At 64.4% G+C, this 16525-nt stretch carries 12 protein-coding genes; 4 read left to right on the top strand and 8 right to left on the bottom strand.

Annotated elements, in window-relative coordinates; translation table 11 throughout:
- Window positions 1-3: 3 nt before the first annotated feature.
- From BRAGE_RS0124465 to BRAGE_RS0124500, 8 genes are all read right to left on the bottom strand, one after another.
- Window positions 4-1254, bottom strand: a complete 1251-nt coding sequence (locus tag BRAGE_RS0124465; protein WP_027558554.1) for an adenylate/guanylate cyclase domain-containing protein — start codon at window positions 1252-1254, stop codon at window positions 4-6.
- On the bottom strand, window positions 1251-1640 hold the full coding sequence (locus tag BRAGE_RS0124470; RefSeq protein WP_027558553.1) for a response regulator: 390 nt from the start codon (window positions 1638-1640) through the stop codon (window positions 1251-1253). The genes BRAGE_RS0124465 and BRAGE_RS0124470 overlap by 4 nt, the downstream gene beginning before the upstream one ends.
- On the bottom strand, window positions 1637-4216 hold the full coding sequence (locus BRAGE_RS0124475) for an ATP-binding protein (RefSeq protein ID WP_027558552.1): 2580 nt from the start codon (window positions 4214-4216) through the stop codon (window positions 1637-1639). The genes BRAGE_RS0124470 and BRAGE_RS0124475 overlap by 4 nt, the downstream gene beginning before the upstream one ends.
- A gap of 140 nt (window positions 4217-4356) precedes the next feature.
- On the bottom strand, window positions 4357-7452 hold the full coding sequence (locus BRAGE_RS0124480) for a MexW/MexI family multidrug efflux RND transporter permease subunit (RefSeq protein ID WP_027558551.1): 3096 nt from the start codon (window positions 7450-7452) through the stop codon (window positions 4357-4359).
- Between the two features lie 68 nt (window positions 7453-7520).
- Window positions 7521-8711 carry an efflux RND transporter periplasmic adaptor subunit gene (locus BRAGE_RS0124485; RefSeq protein ID WP_027558550.1) on the bottom strand — a complete coding sequence of 397 codons (1191 nt, stop codon included), beginning with the start codon at window positions 8709-8711 and terminating at the stop codon, window positions 7521-7523.
- 1 nt (window position 8712) lies between these two features.
- A complete protein-coding gene (locus BRAGE_RS0124490; protein WP_027558549.1) occupies window positions 8713-9399 on the bottom strand; it encodes a TetR/AcrR family transcriptional regulator in 687 nt (228 codons plus the stop codon).
- Between the two features lie 159 nt (window positions 9400-9558).
- Window positions 9559-10149 (bottom strand): thiamine pyrophosphate-dependent enzyme, encoded by a 591-nt coding sequence (locus BRAGE_RS0124495; RefSeq protein ID WP_027558548.1) that lies wholly within the window; start codon window positions 10147-10149, stop codon window positions 9559-9561.
- On the bottom strand, window positions 10146-10688 hold the full coding sequence (locus BRAGE_RS0124500) for a phosphonopyruvate decarboxylase (protein ID WP_027558547.1): 543 nt from the start codon (window positions 10686-10688) through the stop codon (window positions 10146-10148). The genes BRAGE_RS0124495 and BRAGE_RS0124500 overlap by 4 nt, the downstream gene beginning before the upstream one ends.
- A 106-nt stretch (window positions 10689-10794) precedes the next feature.
- Here BRAGE_RS0124500 and BRAGE_RS0124505 point away from each other — a divergent pair, with 106 nt between their 5' ends.
- The 4 genes from BRAGE_RS0124505 (at window position 10795) to BRAGE_RS0124520 (ending at window position 16146) form a co-directional block, all read left to right on the top strand.
- On the top strand, window positions 10795-12015 hold the full coding sequence (locus BRAGE_RS0124505; RefSeq protein ID WP_027558546.1) for a cytochrome P450: 1221 nt from the start codon (window positions 10795-10797) through the stop codon (window positions 12013-12015).
- Window positions 12016-12242: 227 nt separating this feature from the next.
- Window positions 12243-13457 (top strand): ornithine--oxo-acid transaminase, encoded by a 1215-nt coding sequence (rocD, locus tag BRAGE_RS0124510; protein WP_027558545.1) that lies wholly within the window; start codon window positions 12243-12245, stop codon window positions 13455-13457.
- Between the two features lie 265 nt (window positions 13458-13722).
- Complete coding sequence (locus BRAGE_RS0124515; RefSeq protein WP_027558544.1) at window positions 13723-14868, top strand: fructose-1,6-bisphosphatase; 1146 nt, start codon at window positions 13723-13725, stop codon at window positions 14866-14868.
- Between the two features lie 90 nt (window positions 14869-14958).
- Entirely contained in the window at window positions 14959-16146 is a 1188-nt protein-coding gene (locus tag BRAGE_RS0124520; RefSeq protein ID WP_027558543.1) for a 6-phosphofructokinase, read from the top strand.
- The last annotated feature ends 379 nt before the right edge of the window (window positions 16147-16525 follow it).

A 16525-nucleotide genomic window follows, 5' to 3' on the forward strand; every position in this document is an offset into this window, starting at 1 on the left:
CTCCTAGTCCAGTTGCATGCGGATGCCCTTGGCGCCGTTGAGCAGGCGCTTCAGGTGAAAGCTGGCCAGCGGATCCTCGGCGTGCATCCCCACCAGCGCGGCAAAGGCCGGCATGGCGGCGACGTCGCCGGCCTCCATCTTGGCGAACGCTTCGGAATAGAGCGCCGTCTCCGGCGCCTCGAATTTGGCCTGTGGCAGCGGCTCGAACGCGCGCAACGGCTCGCTGCGTCCGCGCAGCATCAATTCGCCCACGGGGCGGCCCTGGAAATTCTCCGCCGCTCTGGCGACGCTGGCACTGACGCAGATGCGCGTGCCCAAATGCTTGTTGGCGGCTTCCAGCCGCGCCGCGATGTTGATGGAGTCGCCATAGGCGGTGTAGTCGAAGAAGCGGTTGCCGCCGAAATTGCCGACCAGGGCTGGACCTGCGTGAATGCCGATGCGGGTGGCGCCGAAGTTCACGCCCTTGGCGCTCTGACGCACGCAAAAATCCTGCGCCCAGGCATCGAGATCATGGGCGCAGGCGACCGCGCGCGTCGCATAGTCGGGCTGATCGCCGGGCGCATTGAACAGCACCTGGAGCGCATCGCCGATGATCTTCGCGACCGTCCCCTCATGCGCGAAGACGACCTCGGTCATTCCGCCGACATATTCGTTGAGGAGCTCGCCGAGCGTCTCGGGCGGCGCGCTCTCGACCAGCGAGGTGAAGCCGGTGATGTCGGTGAAGATGGTGGCGACCTCGCGCCACTGCACCTCGATCCCCTCGCCCTCGCCGCTTGCCGCCAGGCGCTTGGCAAGCTCCGGCGAGAAATGGCGCGACAGCGCGGCGTGGGCCCGCTCCGCCACCATCTGGCGGCGGCGCACCTCGCGCAGCATCTCGATGTGGCGGATAGTCTTGTCGATCGTGGCTTCGAGGTCCGCGAAGTCGATCGGCTTGGTGAGGAAGTCGAACGCACCGCGGTTCATCGCGGTGCGGATGTTGCTCATGTCGCCATAGGCCGAGACGATGATGGTCGACTTCTTGTCCTCGGCCTCCTGGAGCTTTTGTAGCAGCGATAGCCCGTCCATGCGCGGCATGTTGATGTCGGAGACCACCATGTCGACCTGCGGGTTCTGCTCGAGCGATTGCAGCGCCTCCAGGCCGTCGCGGGCAAACATGATGGCGAGCATCCCGTCGCGGATCTGCCTGCGGAATTTCTGCAGGACCAGCGCCTCGAGATCCGGCTCGTCGTCGACGAAGAGGATGGTCGCAGTCATGCCGCCCGCTCGAGCCTTGTGTCGATCTCCTGGCGCAGCAGCGCAAAGTCGATCGGCTTGGTCAAAAGCCCGACGGCACCGCGCTCGATGGCCTTGCGACGCGTCTCGGCATCGCCATAGGCCGTGATCATGATGACGGGAACGTCCGGATGCTCGGCGCGCACCTTGGGCAGCATGTCGAGCCCGCTCATGCCGGGCATGTTGATGTCCGACAGGATCAGGATCAGCGAGGGGTCGCGCACCTCGGCGGCAAGCTTCAGTGCATCGGGCGCGGACGGCGCAAATTCCATCTGGAAACGGCCGGCGCGCAGGTCGCGCCGGAACTGCTGCCGGAACAGCGCCTCGACGTCGGGCTCGTCATCGACGACCAGGATGTAAACGTTCAACTCTTGCCTCCGGAAGTGCCGCCTGCCGCCATCATGCGCGGCAGGGTGATGATGAATTCGGTGAATACACCGGGTTCGGTGTTCACGTCGATCGTGCCGCCGTGCTGTTTCACGACGATATCATGGCTCATGGACAGGCCGAGCCCGGTGCCCTCGCCGACCGGCTTGGTGGTGAAGAAGGGATTGAACATCTTCTCCTTCACTTCTTTCGGAATTCCGGTGCCGTTGTCCCGTATCCGGATCTCGACCCCGCCGCCGAGATTTTTCGTGGCGGCGCTTAAGGTGGGCTCGAAACTGCCTTCCGCGCTCTCCTTGCGCTTGGCGGACGCATAGAAGCCGTTCGAGATCAGATTGAGCAGGACGCGGGTGATCTCCTGCGGATAGACATCGATCATGCCGGCGGCGGGATCGAAGTCACGCTTCAGCGTGACGTTGAAGGCCGGCTTTTCGGCGCGCGCGCCGTGATAGGCGAGATTGAGGCTCTCCTCCACGATCGCGTTGATGTCGCTGGGGCGATGCTCGCCAGAGCCTTCGCGCGAATGCAGCAGCATGTTCCGGACGATGGAATCGGCGCGCTTGCCGTGCTGAACCACCTTTTCCAGATTGCTCTTGAGCATTCCGGTCAGCTCGTCGATGTCCTCCTTCGTCTTGGCATCGAGCGATACGGCTTGCAGGGTCTCGTTGAGCTCGTCGATCAACTCGGTCGACACCGACGAGAAATTATTGACGAAATTGAGCGGGTTCTTGATCTCGTGCGCGATGCCGGCGGTGAGCTGGCCGAGCGATGCAAGCTTCTCGGTCTGGATCAGGCGGTCCTGGGCGGCGCGCAGATCGTCGAGCGACCGCGACAGCTCTCTGGTGCGCTCCTGCACTTCCTCGAACAATCGGACATTCTCGATCGCAATGAGGGCCTGGTCTGCAAACGTCGTGGCGAGCTCGATCTGCTTCTCGCTGAAGGGCCGCACGACATGCCGGGTCAGGACGAACACGCCGATGGGCGCCCCCTCCCGAAGCAGAGGAACACCCAGCATCGTGCGAACGTTGGAGCGTCTTCGCGCGGACGAAGGTGCATATTCCGGGTCCGCCTGCACGTCCGGAACATGAACTGTCTTGCCATCGAGTAAGGTACGCCCGACGACACTTCCCCGCTCAGGTACGGAAGCAAAGGTCCGAAGCTTGGTCTCCTGCTCCGCGTCAAGGCCGCAGCTCGCCGCCAGATAAAACACGCCGTCGCGGGGCCGGAAGATCGTTCCTTCGTCCGCGTCGCACAAGCGGGCCGCCGATGCGACCAGCGTATCCAGCACGGTTTGCAAATCGAACGTCGAGCGGCTGATCACCTTCAGCACATCGGCGGTTGCGGTCTGCTGCTGTAATGCTTCCCGCAATTCGGCAGTCCGCTGCTCGACCTTGTGCTCGAGGTCGGCATACGACTCCTGCAACCGCTCGCCCATGTGGTTGAACTGGTCCGCAAGGCCCTCGAGCTCATCGCCGGTCTTGATCGAGATGCGCTGGGCGAAATCGCCGCCGCCGATGCGCTCGGCGCCGACGCGCAGCGCCTGGATCGGCCCAACCATGCGGCGCGCGAGGAAAATCCCGGCAAGCACCGCAAAGATCGAGGCGACGAGCAGCACGATCGCAAGCCGCTCCAGCGCAGCATAGAGCGCCGAATACGCCTCCTCGACCGGCAACTCGACGAACATGGTCCAATGCATCGGCTCGATCGGGGCCGATGCGGTCAGCACCCTCTGTCCCTGGATGTTGCGCGCTTCGGCAAGCGCGCCCATGGTGTCGCCGCCGGCCAGTGCGGCGCGCACCTGCGCGAGGTTCGACATGTCGGTGTTGCGCAGCACCAGGCTGATATCGGGATGCGCGATCAGCCGGCCCTCCGGGCCGACGACGTAGGCGTGCCCGTGCTGGCCGACCTTGATCTGGGACACGACGTCCCAGATCAGCTTGAGATTGACTTCCGCGATGCTGACGCCGGCGTCCTTGCGCGACCCGGCCTGCGCCAGCGTCATGTAGGGCTCGGAGTCCCGCCGAAAGTAGACCGGTCCGTAAAAGACCTTGTGGGCGACCGCCTCGGTGAACTTGGGGTCATCGGACAGATCGATCCCGCTGTCGATCGCATCCATCGCGAGCCGCGACACGCGCAGCCGCTCCCGGCCGGTCGCGTCCACCTGGGCGAGCTCGGTGATCGCGGGCACCTGGCGCAGCAGCCGCAGCGCATCGAACCGGCGCTGTTCGACCGAGCTTGCCGACCAGGGCAGTTGCGTGGTCCAGCCGAGCTGGCTCTCGATCTCCTTGACGAACTGGCCGATCTTGGCCGCGGCCGCCTCGGCCTGCTCATGCTGGACCCGGATCAGCGAGGCCTTGTGCTCGCGATAATAGAAGAAGACCTCGAACAGGCCGTTGGCCAGCAGCGCAATGGCGACGACGGCCACGAACAGTGCGACATATTTGGTGAACAGCCGGGTCCTGATCCCCCGCCCCGCCGCCTCGCGGGGCACAACGCCGTCCGCGGCCGCGCTCGGCAGCGTCCTGGCTTGCGGGGTGTCGGGATGGAGGGAAAGGGTCATATCCCGCCGAATCTAGCAAGAAGGCCCGACCTTGTCTCTCATGCTCGCCCTAAGCCTTACGGCGGACGCAGGACACGGACATAAAAAAAGGGCGGCAGCGGACCCGCCGCTGCCGCCCTCTGGCTAACTTGCTTTCGGCCTCAGGTCGGCCGCAGCGCCTTGGCGTCGAGGTCGATCGCGTTGACCTGCTTGTTCCGCTCCGAATCGGCTGCCGCGCGATGGTCGGTCGCCAGCACCACGTAAACGGCGGGCAGCACAAACAGCGTGAACAGCGTGCCGATCGACATGCCGGCGACGACGACCAGGCCGATCGAGAAGCGGCTGGCCGCGCCCGCGCCGGACGCGGTCAGAAGCGGGATCAGGCCGGTCACCATCGCGGCCGTGGTCATCAGGATCGGACGGAGGCGGATGCGGGCCGCCATCTCGATCGCCGAGCGGCGGTCGAGCCGCTCGTTGACCTGGAGCTCGTTGGCGAACTCCACCATCAGGATGCCGTGCTTGGTGATCAGGCCGACCAGGGTCAACAAGCCGACCTGGGTGTAGATGTTCATGGTCGCAGCGCCGAAGAACAGCGGGATCAGCGCACCGACGATCGCCATCGGCACCGAGATCATGATCACGAACGGGTCACGCAAGCTCTCGAACTGCGCCGCCAGCACCAGGAAGATGATGATCAGCGCAAAGCCGAAGGTGATCGCGAGCTGGTTGCCTTCCTGCACGTACTGACGCGAGTCCGCCAGATAGTCGTGGCTGAAGCCCTGCGGCAGCTTCTTGGCCTCGCCTTCGAGGAAGTCGACCGCGGCACCGACGGTCACACCGGGCATCGGCACCGCCGAGAACGTCGCCGAATTGAGCTGGTTGTAGTGGGTCAGCGAGTTCGGGTCGGTCCTGGTCTTGATCGAGACCACGGTCGACAGCGGCAGCTGCTGACCGGTGTTGGTGGTCACATAATAGCCGCCGAGCGATTCCGGCGAGAGCCGCTTGCCGCGCGGCACCTGCGGGATCACCTGGTAGGAGCGGCCCTCGAGGTTGAAACGGTTGATGTAGTTGCCGCCCAGCAGCACCGCGAGCGTAGAGCCGAGGTTCTGCATGTTGACGCCGAGATCCTGCGCCTTGGTGCGGTCGATCGTGACCTCCACGCTCGGCTGGTTGTAGGCGAGGTCGCTGTCGGAGACGATGAACATGCCGCTCTTGCGCGCGGCGTCCTTCAGCTTCTCCATCTGCTCATAGACGGTCTGGAAGCTCGCGGTGGAGTTGATCACCATCTGCACCGGCAAGCCGCCCGGACCGCCCGGCAGCGGCGGCAGGTTGAACGCGAATGCCTGCACGCCCTCGATCTTGGAGAGCTCGGCCTGCACCAGCGGCTTCAGCGCAATCGACGAGCGCTTGCGCTCCTCCCAGGGCTTGAGCAGCATGCCGGCGATGCCGCCCTGCGGGCCGTTGATGCCGTTCAGCACGAAGCGCAGATCGGTCTCTGGGAATTTCTGGAATTCCTTGTCGAGCTTCTCGCCGTAGTAATCGACATAATCGATGTTGGCGTATTTCGGCGCCTTGGTCACCGCGAACACGATGCCCTGGTCTTCCTCGGGCGCCAGTTCCTTCGAGGTGTGCATGTAGAGGAAGCCGACGAGCCCGAGGATCGTCACCGCGAACAGGCCGGTGATGGCCTTGTAGTCGAGCGAGCGGTCGAGCCTGCGGCCGTACCAGCGCGTCATCGCGCCGAACACCTTGTTGACCATCTTGGCGAAGCGGCCCTCTTCGGTGTTCTTCAGCAGCACCGAGCACATCATCGGCGACAGCGTCAGGGCGATCACGCCCGACACGATCACCGAGCCCGCGAGCGTGAAGGCAAACTCGCGGAACAGCGAGCCGGTGAGGCCGCCGAGGAAGCCGATCGGGGCATACACCGCAGCCAGCGTGATCGTCATCGAGATGACGGGACCGACGATTTCGCGCGCGCCTTGCAGCGAGGCCTGGACCGGTGTCTTCCCCTCCTCCAGATGGCGGTGGATGTTCTCCACCACGACGATGGCGTCGTCGACCACGAGGCCGATCGCGAGCACCATCGCCAGCAGCGTCAGCAGGTTGAAGCTGAAGCCCAGCGCCAGCATCAGGGTGCAGACGCCGATCATCGACAATGGAATGGTGACGACCGGGATGATGACCGAGCGCAGCGAGGCCAGGAACAGGAAGATCACCACGATCACGATGATCACCGCTTCGCCCAGCGTCTTCTCCACCTCGTCGATCGAGGATTGGATGAACTTGGTCGAGTCGTAGGCGACCTTCATCTTCATCGACGGCGGCAGGTTGCGTTCGAGCTCGGGGAACAGCGCGCGCACGCCCTTCACCAGCGTCAGCGGGTTGCCCTGCGGCGTTGCCTGCACGCCGATGAAGATCGCGTGCTCGCCGTTGAAGGCGACGCTCGCATCCGTGCTCTGGGCGGCAAGCTCGATGGTGGCGATGTCCTCCATCCGCACGAAGCCGCCGTCCTTGGCCTTGACGATCATCTTCTTGAACTGATTGACGTCGGTCAGGCCGGTATTCGTCGAGACGTTCGAGACGATAAGGTAGCCCTTGGTCTGGCCCGCCGCAGACTGGAAGTTATTGGCCTGGATGGCAGCGGCAACGTCGGCCGGCGACACATTACGGCCGGCCATCTTCACCGGATCAAGCCACAGCCGCATCGCAAAGGTCTGGCCGCCGAGGATGTCGGCCGAAGCGACGCCGTCGACGGTCGACAGCACCGGCTGCACCACGCGCGTCAGATAGTCTGATATCGCCGAGCCCGACAGCTCCTCGGACGAGAAGCCGAGATACATCACCGCCGTGGTCTGGCCCGTGGTCTTGGTGACGATCGGGTCGTTGGATTCCTTCGGGATCAGGTATTTCACCGAGTTCGTCTTCGCCAGCACCTCTGTGAGCGCCTGGTTCGGATCGAAGTTCAGCTTGATGTAGACCTGGATCGTCGAGGTGCCGAGCACCGAGGACGAGGTGATGTAGTCCACACCCTCGGCGGAGGCGACCGCCTGCTCGATCGGCGTCGTGATGAAGCCCTGGATCAGGTCCGCGGACGCGCCGGGATAGACGGTCGTGATGTTGATGACCGTGTTCGACAGCTTCGGATATTGCCGGATCGGCAGCACCATCGCCGCGCGCAGGCCGATCAACAGGATCAGCAGGCTGACGACGACCGACAGAACCGGGCGCTTGATGAAAATATCGGTAAAGGCCATCGCGGCGATCTCGATTTCTTTGTCTCAAGAGACGTGATCCGGCCGGGCCGGATCACGTGAGGATGTTGTCAGTAGCGGGGAGGCTGCGCCGGCATCGCCGGAGCCGGGTCGGTCGAAATCGACACCGGCGCGCCCGATTGCAGCTTGAGCTGGCCGACGGCGACGACCTTGTCGCCCGGCTTCACGCCCTTGATGATCTCGACGCGACCGTCGACGCGATTGCCGGTCTGCACGAAGGTGCGTACCGCGGAGAGGCTGGTCTTGCCGTCCTCTTCCTTCTTCTCGGCGATCACGAACACCGAGTCGCCGTACAGCGTGTAGTCGACCGCCGTCTCCGGCACCGTGATCACCGCCGGCTTGTCGGGCAGCACCACCGTGGTGGTCACGAACATGCCGGGCTTGAGGATCTTCTCGGGATTGGCGATCGTCGCCTGCACGCGGATGTTGCGGGTGTCGGTGGCGATCTGCGGCTCGATCGTGGTGATCTTGCCCTCGAAGGTGCGGCCCGGATAGGCGTCGACCTTCAGCCGAACAGTCTGGCCGACCTTGAGGCTGCCGGAATCCTTTTCGGTCACCGTGAAGTTGGCCCACAGCTCCGACAGATCGGTCAGCGACACGATCGCCGTGCCGGCCGTCAGATATTGACCGACTTCGACCTTGCGGACGCCGAGATCGCCGGAGAACGGCGCGCGCACCAGCTTCTGCGAGATCAGCGCTTCGGTCTTGGCGATGCCGGCCTGCGCCTGATCGTAGGCGGCCTGCGCGGTATCGACGGTCGCCTGCGGTCCGAACTGGCGCGAGGCGAGCTGCTTGGCGCGGTCGAGCGACAGCTGCGCGACGGTGGACTGCGCCTTGTAATTGGCGAGATCACCCTGCTCCGGCGCATCGAACAGCTGCACCAGCGGCGTGCCGGCCTCGACACGCGTACCCGGCTCGAACTTGATCTCGGTGACGCGGCCGTTGACGTCGGCGCTGACATCGACCTGGTGCACGGCGACGAGGCTGCCGACCGCGGTGAGCAGGTTCGGCACGACCTCCGACTTCGCCTCGGCGGCGCTGACGGCGACCGGCGGCGGCTTGTTGTTGGCAAAGAACTGCTTGATCATCTGGCCGCGGAAATAGTTGAACCAGACGAGACCGCCGACCAGCAGGCTCAGCAGCAGGCCGACGATGATGAACCAACGGACCGGCTTCACGGGCCGCTTCGGCGCCTTGTCGATCGGTTCGCCCGATATCTTGTGTTCAGCTACGATGTTCATGTCATGCGCTTTCTGCAATCGCCGCCTTGCCGGCACCCGGCGCCAAAGCGCGGCCCAGATGCAAAGCAATTGCGGCGTCGTTAAGTCCGATACCCCTCAGGAGAAACTCACAGAGCTGGCGCTCGAGATCACCAGCCTTACCGTAGGCGAGACAAGGCGTGGCTGGCAGCCTGGTCAGCGCCGCCGTCATCACCGTGTGATGTGCGAACCAGAACAGGTTGAGCGGATCGCCGCTGAATGGCCGCGCGTCCCCGGCGGCCACCGCGCGCTCGAGTGAGGTGACGAACACCGCCCCGATCAGCGTCTCGATCTTGGCATATAGCAAACGGGCGAATTCGCCGTCATCCAGATGGCTCGTGGCCATCAGTCGCAGGCGCTGCGCCTCTTCCTGGTCGGGCCCGTCGGCGATCTCGAGGAAATGCTCGACCATGCCGCGGATCAGCTCGACCAGCGTCGCCGTCGACGGCTCGCGTTCGAGCAGCTCGGTGAGCGCCGGATCCGCCTCGCATTCGTCGCTGAGGATTTCCGCGTACAGCGCCGCCTTGGACGGGAAATGCTTGAACAGCAGCGCTTCGGAAATGGCAGCTGCGGCCGCCACGCTCTTGGTCGTGGTGCCGTTATACCCGTGTCGTGCAAAGCAGCGTTTTGCGGCACCGAGGATCAATTGACGCCTCAGGTCGCTCGTCATTCGCAATGAGCTCATACTAGTGAGTAACCACTCACCCACGCAAAAGTCAAGCAGAATGCTGCGTCGCAACCTAGATGCGTTGTAAAATCGGTGGAAATCGACCCGGCCTGCACGGGGCGCGTGCAGGCCGACGACGGCGCGGGAATGAAGAAGTCCGGCCTAGATGGGCTGGAAGCCAAGGTCGCCGCGGATCCGGTTGAGGATGTAGGTCCCGTCCCGGGTGGGCAGGATCCGCTCGAGATTGGCGTTGTCGATCTTCACATTGACAAAGCGCGGCCCGGCGGAGACGTCGTGGACGGCTTTGGCGAAGGCCTCGACCTCGGCCATGGTCGTGACAGCCCGGCTGTCCTTGATGCCGCAGGCCCTGGCGACGCCGACGAGGTCGGCGGCCGCGGAGGTGTGGCTGGTCTGGCCGCCGGTCTCGCCATAGGCCTCGTTGTCGAGAACGACGATGGAGAGGTTGGCCGGCTTCTGGAGCCCGATGGTAGCGAGGCTACCCATCCCCATCAGCATCTCGCCATCGCCGGTGATGACCAGCACCGGCAATTTGGGCTGCGCCAGCGCCAGACCCAGCCCGATCATCGCGGCGCCGCCCATGCCGCCCCAGAGATAGAAATTGCGCGCGTGGTCGCCGGCGGCACACATGTCGTTGGTGGAGGCGCCTAGGCCGCCGATCGCGATGACGTCCTTGCGGTTCGCCAGCAGCGTGGCGACGACCTGGCGGCGGTCGAGGAGATTGGCCTTGCTCATTTGGTGAAGACCTTGGCGCCGATCAGGCGCTGCGACAGCAGGACGGCGGTGGGCGTGAGCGCGTTGTAGGCTTGGGCTGCGGCCGCCTCCATCACGGCCGGCACCTCGGCGGCGTTCGAGGCGCGCAGCACCTGGACGCCCGAGAGCTCGACCACGCGCTGCGTGGTCGATCCCATCGGCACCTGCCACGGATTGAACTCGCCCCACTCGCCGCGCATGGTCACGAGCGTGAGGAACGGAAAGCGCAGGATCGGGATCAGCGACAGCATGTTGATGCAATTGCCGACGCCGCTCGACTGCATCAGCAAAACGCCGCGCTGTCCGCCGGCCCAGGCGCCGGCGAGAAGGGCGACGCCCTCCTCCTCCGTCGTCAGCGGAATGCCGCGCATCGTGGTTGAGCCCAGCACGCGCTGGACCAGCTTGGAATGGCCGGCATCAGGCACGTAGGGCACCTGCCGGACGTCGAAGCGTTGCAAGGTTGCGAAAATATCGTCGGGCCAATTCGGGGCCGTGTCGGCAGCGTCAGCGCGGGCGTGCATTTTCCTGTCCGGTCGGCTTGCAAATCACGGCACGACTGTAGACGGTGAGCCGAGCCGCTCGAAAGAGCGAAAACAGCATAACGGTCTCAACCGGCGAGTATGGCGGATGAACGCAAGTGCGAAAGAACTGGCGGCCCATTTCGATCTGGAGAAGCTGACGGCGGAGTTCTACGACGATCCCTATCCGACCTATCGTGCACTGCGGGAGAACGAGCCAGTCAAGCGCCTGCGCAACGGCACCGTGTTCCTGACCCGCTATGACGACCTCGTTACCACCTACAAGAACACGAAGTCCTTCAGCTCGGACAAGAAGCGCGAGTTCGCACCGAAATACGGCGACACCCCGCTCTACGAGCATCACACCACCAGCCTCGTCTTCAACGACCCGCCGGCCCATACCCGCGTGCGCCGCCTGATCATGGGCGCGCTGTCGCCGCGCGCGATCGCGGGCATGGAGGGCGACATCGTCAAGCTGGTCGACGGCCTGCTCGACGCCATCGCCGCCAAGGGCTCTTGCGAGATCATCGACGACTTCGCGGCCTCAATCCCCATCGAGGTGATCGGCAATCTGCTCGACGTTCCCCACGAGGAACGCGGGCCGCTGCGCGACTGGTCGCTGGCGATCCTTGGCGCGCTCGAACCCGTGGTGTCACCGGAAGTCGGCGCGCGCGGCAACAAGGCGGTGACGGACTTCCTCGCCTATCTGGAAACACTGGTGGCGCGCCGGCGCGCGAAGCCCGGCAATCCCGAGCGCGACGTGCTGACGCGCCTGATCCAGGGTGAGGAGAACGGCGAGCGGCTGACCGAGAAGGAGCTGCTGCACAATTGCATCTTCCTGCTCAATGCCGGCCACGAGACCACGACCAACCTGATCGGCAACGGTCTCGTCGCGCTGCACCGGAACCCGGACCAGAAGCAGCGGCTGATTGACAACCCCGACATGATCAAGACCGCGGTCGAGGAGATGCTGCGCTACGAGAGCTCGAACCAGCTCGGCAACCGCATGACCACCGAACGGGTCGAGCTCGGCGGCGTCATGCTCGAGGCCGGCACGTCGGTGACGCTGTGCATTGGCGCAGCCAACCGCGACCCCGCGCAGTTTGCCGACCCCGAGCGCTTCGACGTTGCCCGCACGCCGAACCGGCACCTCGCCTTCGCCACCGGCGCACATCAATGCGCCGGCATGGCGCTGGCGCGGCTGGAGGGGGCGATTGCGATCTCGCGCTTCCTGGCGCGCTTCCCGAATTATGCCGTCAGCGGCCAGCCGGTGCGCGGCGGACGGGTGCGGTTCCGCGGGTTTTTGAGTGTGCCCTGCGCGATCGGCTGAGGGCTCAAGACAAAAGAGTCGAAAACAACCCCATGCACAGTAGAGGGCCGGACCGGCGAGCGATATCCTGTGATCGCGCAGAACCATCTGACATTTCGGGCAAATCAGGCCGCGCCACGCCACCGGGCGCATCAAGGCTTCCGAGTGCGGAGGCTGCTCCCCACATCAGTTTGAGCGCAGCCGGTGTCGTCGGTTGACGCCGGCGCCCAGCAATGGAGTGACGGCAGATGAGCTCCTCGGTCATTGATTTCATCGCAACGGAAGCGCGCTTTGGGGCCCGCAATTACGAACCGATCGGGGTCGTCCTGTCGCGCGGCGAAGGCGTCTGGGTCTGGGATACCGAAGGCAACCGTTATCTCGATTGCCTCTCGGCCTATTCGGCGGTCAGCCAGGGGCACTGCCACCCCAAGATCCTGGCGGCGATGGTCGAGCAGGCGCACAGATTGACGCTCACCTCGCGCGCCTTCCACAACGACCAGCTCGCCTTGTTCTACGAGGAGATCGCGGCGCTCACCGGCTCCCACAAGGTGCTGCCGATGAACAGCGGCGCGGAGGCGGTCGAAAGCGCGATCAAGTCGGTGCGCAAATGGGGCTATGAGGTGAAGGGCGTGCCGGACGGCCAGGCCGAGATCATCGTCTGCGCCAACAATTTCCACGGACGCACGCTGGGCATCGTCGGCTTTTCGACCGACCCCGAGACACACGGACACTTCGGGCCGTTCGCGCCGGGCTTCAAGATCATCCCGTTCGGCGACGCCGCGGCGCTGGAGGAGGCAATCACTCCAAACACGGTCGCCTTTCTGGTCGAGCCGATCCAGGGCGAAGCCGGTGTCGTCATTCCTCCAGCCGGCTATTTCACGAAGGTGCGAGAGCTCTGCACCGCGCGCAATGTGATGCTGGTGCTCGACGAGATCCAGACCGGGCTCGGCCGCACCGGCAAGCTGCTCGCCGAACAGCACGAGGGCATCGAGGCGGACGTGACGCTGCTCGGCAAGGCCCTGTCCGGCGGCTTCTATCCCGTGTCGGCCGTGCTCTCGAACAACGACGTGCTCGGGACCTTGAGACCCGGACAGCACGGTTCGACCTTCGGCGGCAACCCGCTTGCCTGCGCGGTGGCGCGCGCAGCGATGCGCGTGCTGGTCGAGGAAGGCATGATCGAGAACGCGGCGAGGCAGGGCGCGCGCTTTCTGGAAGGCTTGAAAGACATTCGTGCCAACACGATCCGCGAGGTGCGCGGACGCGGCCTGATGCTGGCGGTGGAGCTGCATCCCGAGGCCGGCCGCGCTCGCCGCTACTGCGAGGCGCTCCAGGGCAAAGGCATCCTCGCCAAGGATACCCATGAGCAAACGATCCGCATCGCTCCGCCGCTGGTGATCACCAGCGATCAGGTCGACTGGGCGCTGGAGCGGCTCGCCACCACCCTGACGCAGGATTTCTCCTGAAGCTGCCTTGCGTCGGAAGATCGCATTGCCGGCCCCGGCCAACGACGAGTTGGCGGCCCGGCCAGAACCGGACCCGTGCAGCGCAGCAAATAGTGACGCATGGTCCTAAGGCAAAACTCTGCATGATCCCAGCAACCGGATGAACGGGGTGCGTGGAACCTATCGGAGCGACGGACGTTTTTGTCCCCGAAATGAGCAGCGCCGTGCCCGGCGCAGCAAGCGCCGAGGCCGGAGGCGCTGAGCTGCGCGGATCGGAGACATGCTCATGAGACTCACTCTTTCAGTCATCAAAGCTGACGTTGGCTCCGTTGGCGGCCATACGAAACCGTCTACACGCATGATCGCGGCTGTCGAGGGCGAGGTTGCCAAGGCGATCTGCAATGGTCTGCTGATCGACGGTTTCATCTGCCACACCGGCGACGACATTGCGATCATCATGACGCACACACGGGGCGAAGGCAGCTCCGAGGTCCATCAACTCGCCTGGAAGGCGTTCCTCGCGGCCACCTCGGTCGCGAAAACCTCCGGGCTCTATGGCGCTGGCCAGGATCTTCTCGCCGACGCGCCTTCCGGGAACATTCGCGGCGCCGGCCCAGGCGTCGCCGAGCTCAGCTTCGACCACAGCCTCTCCGGCGCGCGGCCCGCGGAGTCCTTCATGGTGTTCGCGGCCGACAAATGCGGCCCCGGCGCCTATAATCTGCCGCTCTATCTCGCCTTTGCCGACCCCATGTACTGCGCTGGGCTGATGCTGCCTCCGATGATCAAGGGATTCCGTTTCCATGTCATCGACATGGACAACACCGCCGGCGACAGCCTACTCGAGCTCGACGCACCCGCCGACAGCTACCACATTGCCGCCCTGCTTCGCGACAACGAGCGCTTCGGCATCGATCGCATCATTTCTCGAACCCATGGCGAGGCCGTCGTGGCCGTTTCGGCACAGCGCCTCCACGCGATCGCAGGCAAGTACACCGGCAAGGATGATCCAGTCGCGATCGTCAGGAACCAGGGGATCTTCCCAGCTCCGGAGGAAATAATCTCGCCGTTCGCCAAAGCACACTTCGTGGGCGGCGATGCACGCGGCTCGCATGTGATGCCGCTCATGCCGGTGCCACTCAACACGTCCGTTACCGGCATGTACTGCCTGCCGATCGTTTCTTGCGTCGGCTTTTCGATCGACAAAGAAGGCCGCTTTGCCGAGTCCTACACCGATTTCTTCGACAACCCGGCATGGGATGAGGTCCGCCGGCGCGCCCAGCGCAAGGCCATCGAGATGCGCAGCCAGGGCTGGTCTGGCGCCGCCATGCTACCCTATTCCGAACTGGAATATGGCGGCTTCCGCGACACCGTGTCCGGACTGCTGAAGCGTTTTCGCCTGCGCGACGAGCGCAAGCCGGAAGCGGCCGAGTAGCGACCGCCTCCAATCAGAAGCCGGAGCGATGTTCACCGTTCAATCGACAGATGCAGGCGCTATGACGACATGCCGATCCGGGAGGTGGATATGGCCAAAAAACGCATCGGCATTCTCACGGGCGGCGGCGACGTCGCCGGCCTCAATGCAGTCATCAAGAGCGTGACTTATCGCGGCAGTGAGGACGACATCGAGGTTGTCGGCCTGCGCCGTGGTTGGGAGGCCCTCACGCACCTGAACCTCGACGACCCAAACAGCAGGTCCCACTACGTCATCCCGCTGAACCGTGAAAACACTCGAACCATCGACCGGCGCGGCGGCACCGTGCTGCACACGAGCCGCGTCAATCCCTCCAAAATAAAAAAGCTGCCCGATCATCTCGTCGGCAATGAAGTTCCGGTCTCGCTGAGCACCAACGGCGGCATCGCGACAAAGACGTGGGACCTGACCAGCCGGGTGCTCGCTAACCTTTCGGGACTTGGCATCGAACACCTGATCGCCATCGGCGGCGACGACACGCTCAGTTATGCGGCCAAGCTCAACGAACTCGGCGTCAAGATCATCGCCATCCCGAAGACGATGGATAACGACGTCCGCAACACCGAGTACTGCATCGGCTTCTCGACCGCGATCACCCGCGCCAGCGACGCCATCCAGCGGCAGCGCACCACCGTCGGCTCGCATGAGCGAATTGGCATTTTCCGCGTCTTTGGCCGCGATGCCGGATTTACGGCACTCTACACCGCGTATGCGACCTCGATACGATGCGTCGTACCGGAGTATAAGGTCGACCTCGACAAGCTGATCCAGTTGCTCATCGAGGACAAGCGCGCCAATCCAAGCAACTACGCGCTGATCGTGCTCAGCGAGGGAGCCCAGTGGGAAGGCTACAAGCTGCGGGAATACGGCGAGCCTGACGCCTACGGCCACCGCAAGAAGGCCAACGTGGCGGAATCGCTTGCCGACGAGATCAAGCAGCGCACCGGCGAAGAGACGATCACCTCCGATCTCACCTACGATTTGCGATCGGGCGATCCGGACTTCATCGACAAGCTTGTGGCCCTGACTTTCGGTAACATGGCCTACGATGCCATGCTGGAAAGCAAGACCGGCCTCATGTCGGCGCTGGTCGAGGGCCGCTACGACCTCGTGCCCATCCCTGAGGCCAATCTCGGTCCGCGCAAATTGGACGTTGCGAGCAGCTACAACACGGAGCGCTACCGCCCCATCTACGCCAACAAGCAGGGGCTGCCGATCTTTCTCAACCGCGCGTCTTAGCGTGCCGGACCGAGCGAGCCAGCTGCTGGAGCGGCTCCCCCCCGCCCTGACGCAGGATTTCTCTTGAGACTGCCTGCGTCGGAAGATCGCATGCTGGCGGCGGCCGACAACGAACCATTCCGCCGCCAGTGCGTTGAAAGTCGTGGGCGATTACGAGCTGGGAGCGACGATCATGCTTCCGCGTGGCGTTGGCCTGACGGCTGTCTTGGTTGGTGTCTCGATGCTGGCGACGGGCATCGGCGCGTTTGCTCAAGGACCCGGCCAGGGACATGGAAGGGGCGGCCCAGCCGCAGCGCCGGCAGCACGGCCAGCAGCACCACCGGCCATGGCCCGTCCTGCAGCCCCACCGCCGATGGCACGTCCCGCCGCGCCGGCATTC

The sequence above is a fragment of the Bradyrhizobium genosp. SA-4 str. CB756 genome (assembly GCF_000473125.1).
GTDB classification, from domain to species: domain Bacteria; phylum Pseudomonadota; class Alphaproteobacteria; order Rhizobiales; family Xanthobacteraceae; genus Bradyrhizobium; species Bradyrhizobium arachidis.

Coding starts and splice junctions, on each gene's coding strand:
- BRAGE_RS0124490 (WP_027558549.1), bottom strand. CDS start 9,399: ATGACGAGCGACCTGAGGCGTCAATTGATCCTCGGTGCCGCAAAACGC.
- BRAGE_RS0124515 (WP_027558544.1), top strand. CDS start 13,723: ATGAGACTCACTCTTTCAGTCATCAAAGCTGACGTTGGCTCCGTTGGC.
- BRAGE_RS0124480 (WP_027558551.1), bottom strand. CDS start 7,452: ATGGCCTTTACCGATATTTTCATCAAGCGCCCGGTTCTGTCGGTCGTC.
- BRAGE_RS0124505 (WP_027558546.1), top strand. CDS start 10,795: ATGAACGCAAGTGCGAAAGAACTGGCGGCCCATTTCGATCTGGAGAAG.
- rocD (WP_027558545.1), top strand. CDS start 12,243: ATGAGCTCCTCGGTCATTGATTTCATCGCAACGGAAGCGCGCTTTGGG.
- BRAGE_RS0124520 (WP_027558543.1), top strand. CDS start 14,959: ATGGCCAAAAAACGCATCGGCATTCTCACGGGCGGCGGCGACGTCGCC.
- BRAGE_RS0124485 (WP_027558550.1), bottom strand. CDS start 8,711: ATGAACATCGTAGCTGAACACAAGATATCGGGCGAACCGATCGACAAG.
- BRAGE_RS0124475 (WP_027558552.1), bottom strand. CDS start 4,216: ATGACCCTTTCCCTCCATCCCGACACCCCGCAAGCCAGGACGCTGCCG.
- BRAGE_RS0124500 (WP_027558547.1), bottom strand. CDS start 10,688: ATGCACGCCCGCGCTGACGCTGCCGACACGGCCCCGAATTGGCCCGAC.
- BRAGE_RS0124465 (WP_027558554.1), bottom strand. CDS start 1,254: ATGACTGCGACCATCCTCTTCGTCGACGACGAGCCGGATCTCGAGGCG.
- BRAGE_RS0124495 (WP_027558548.1), bottom strand. CDS start 10,149: ATGAGCAAGGCCAATCTCCTCGACCGCCGCCAGGTCGTCGCCACGCTG.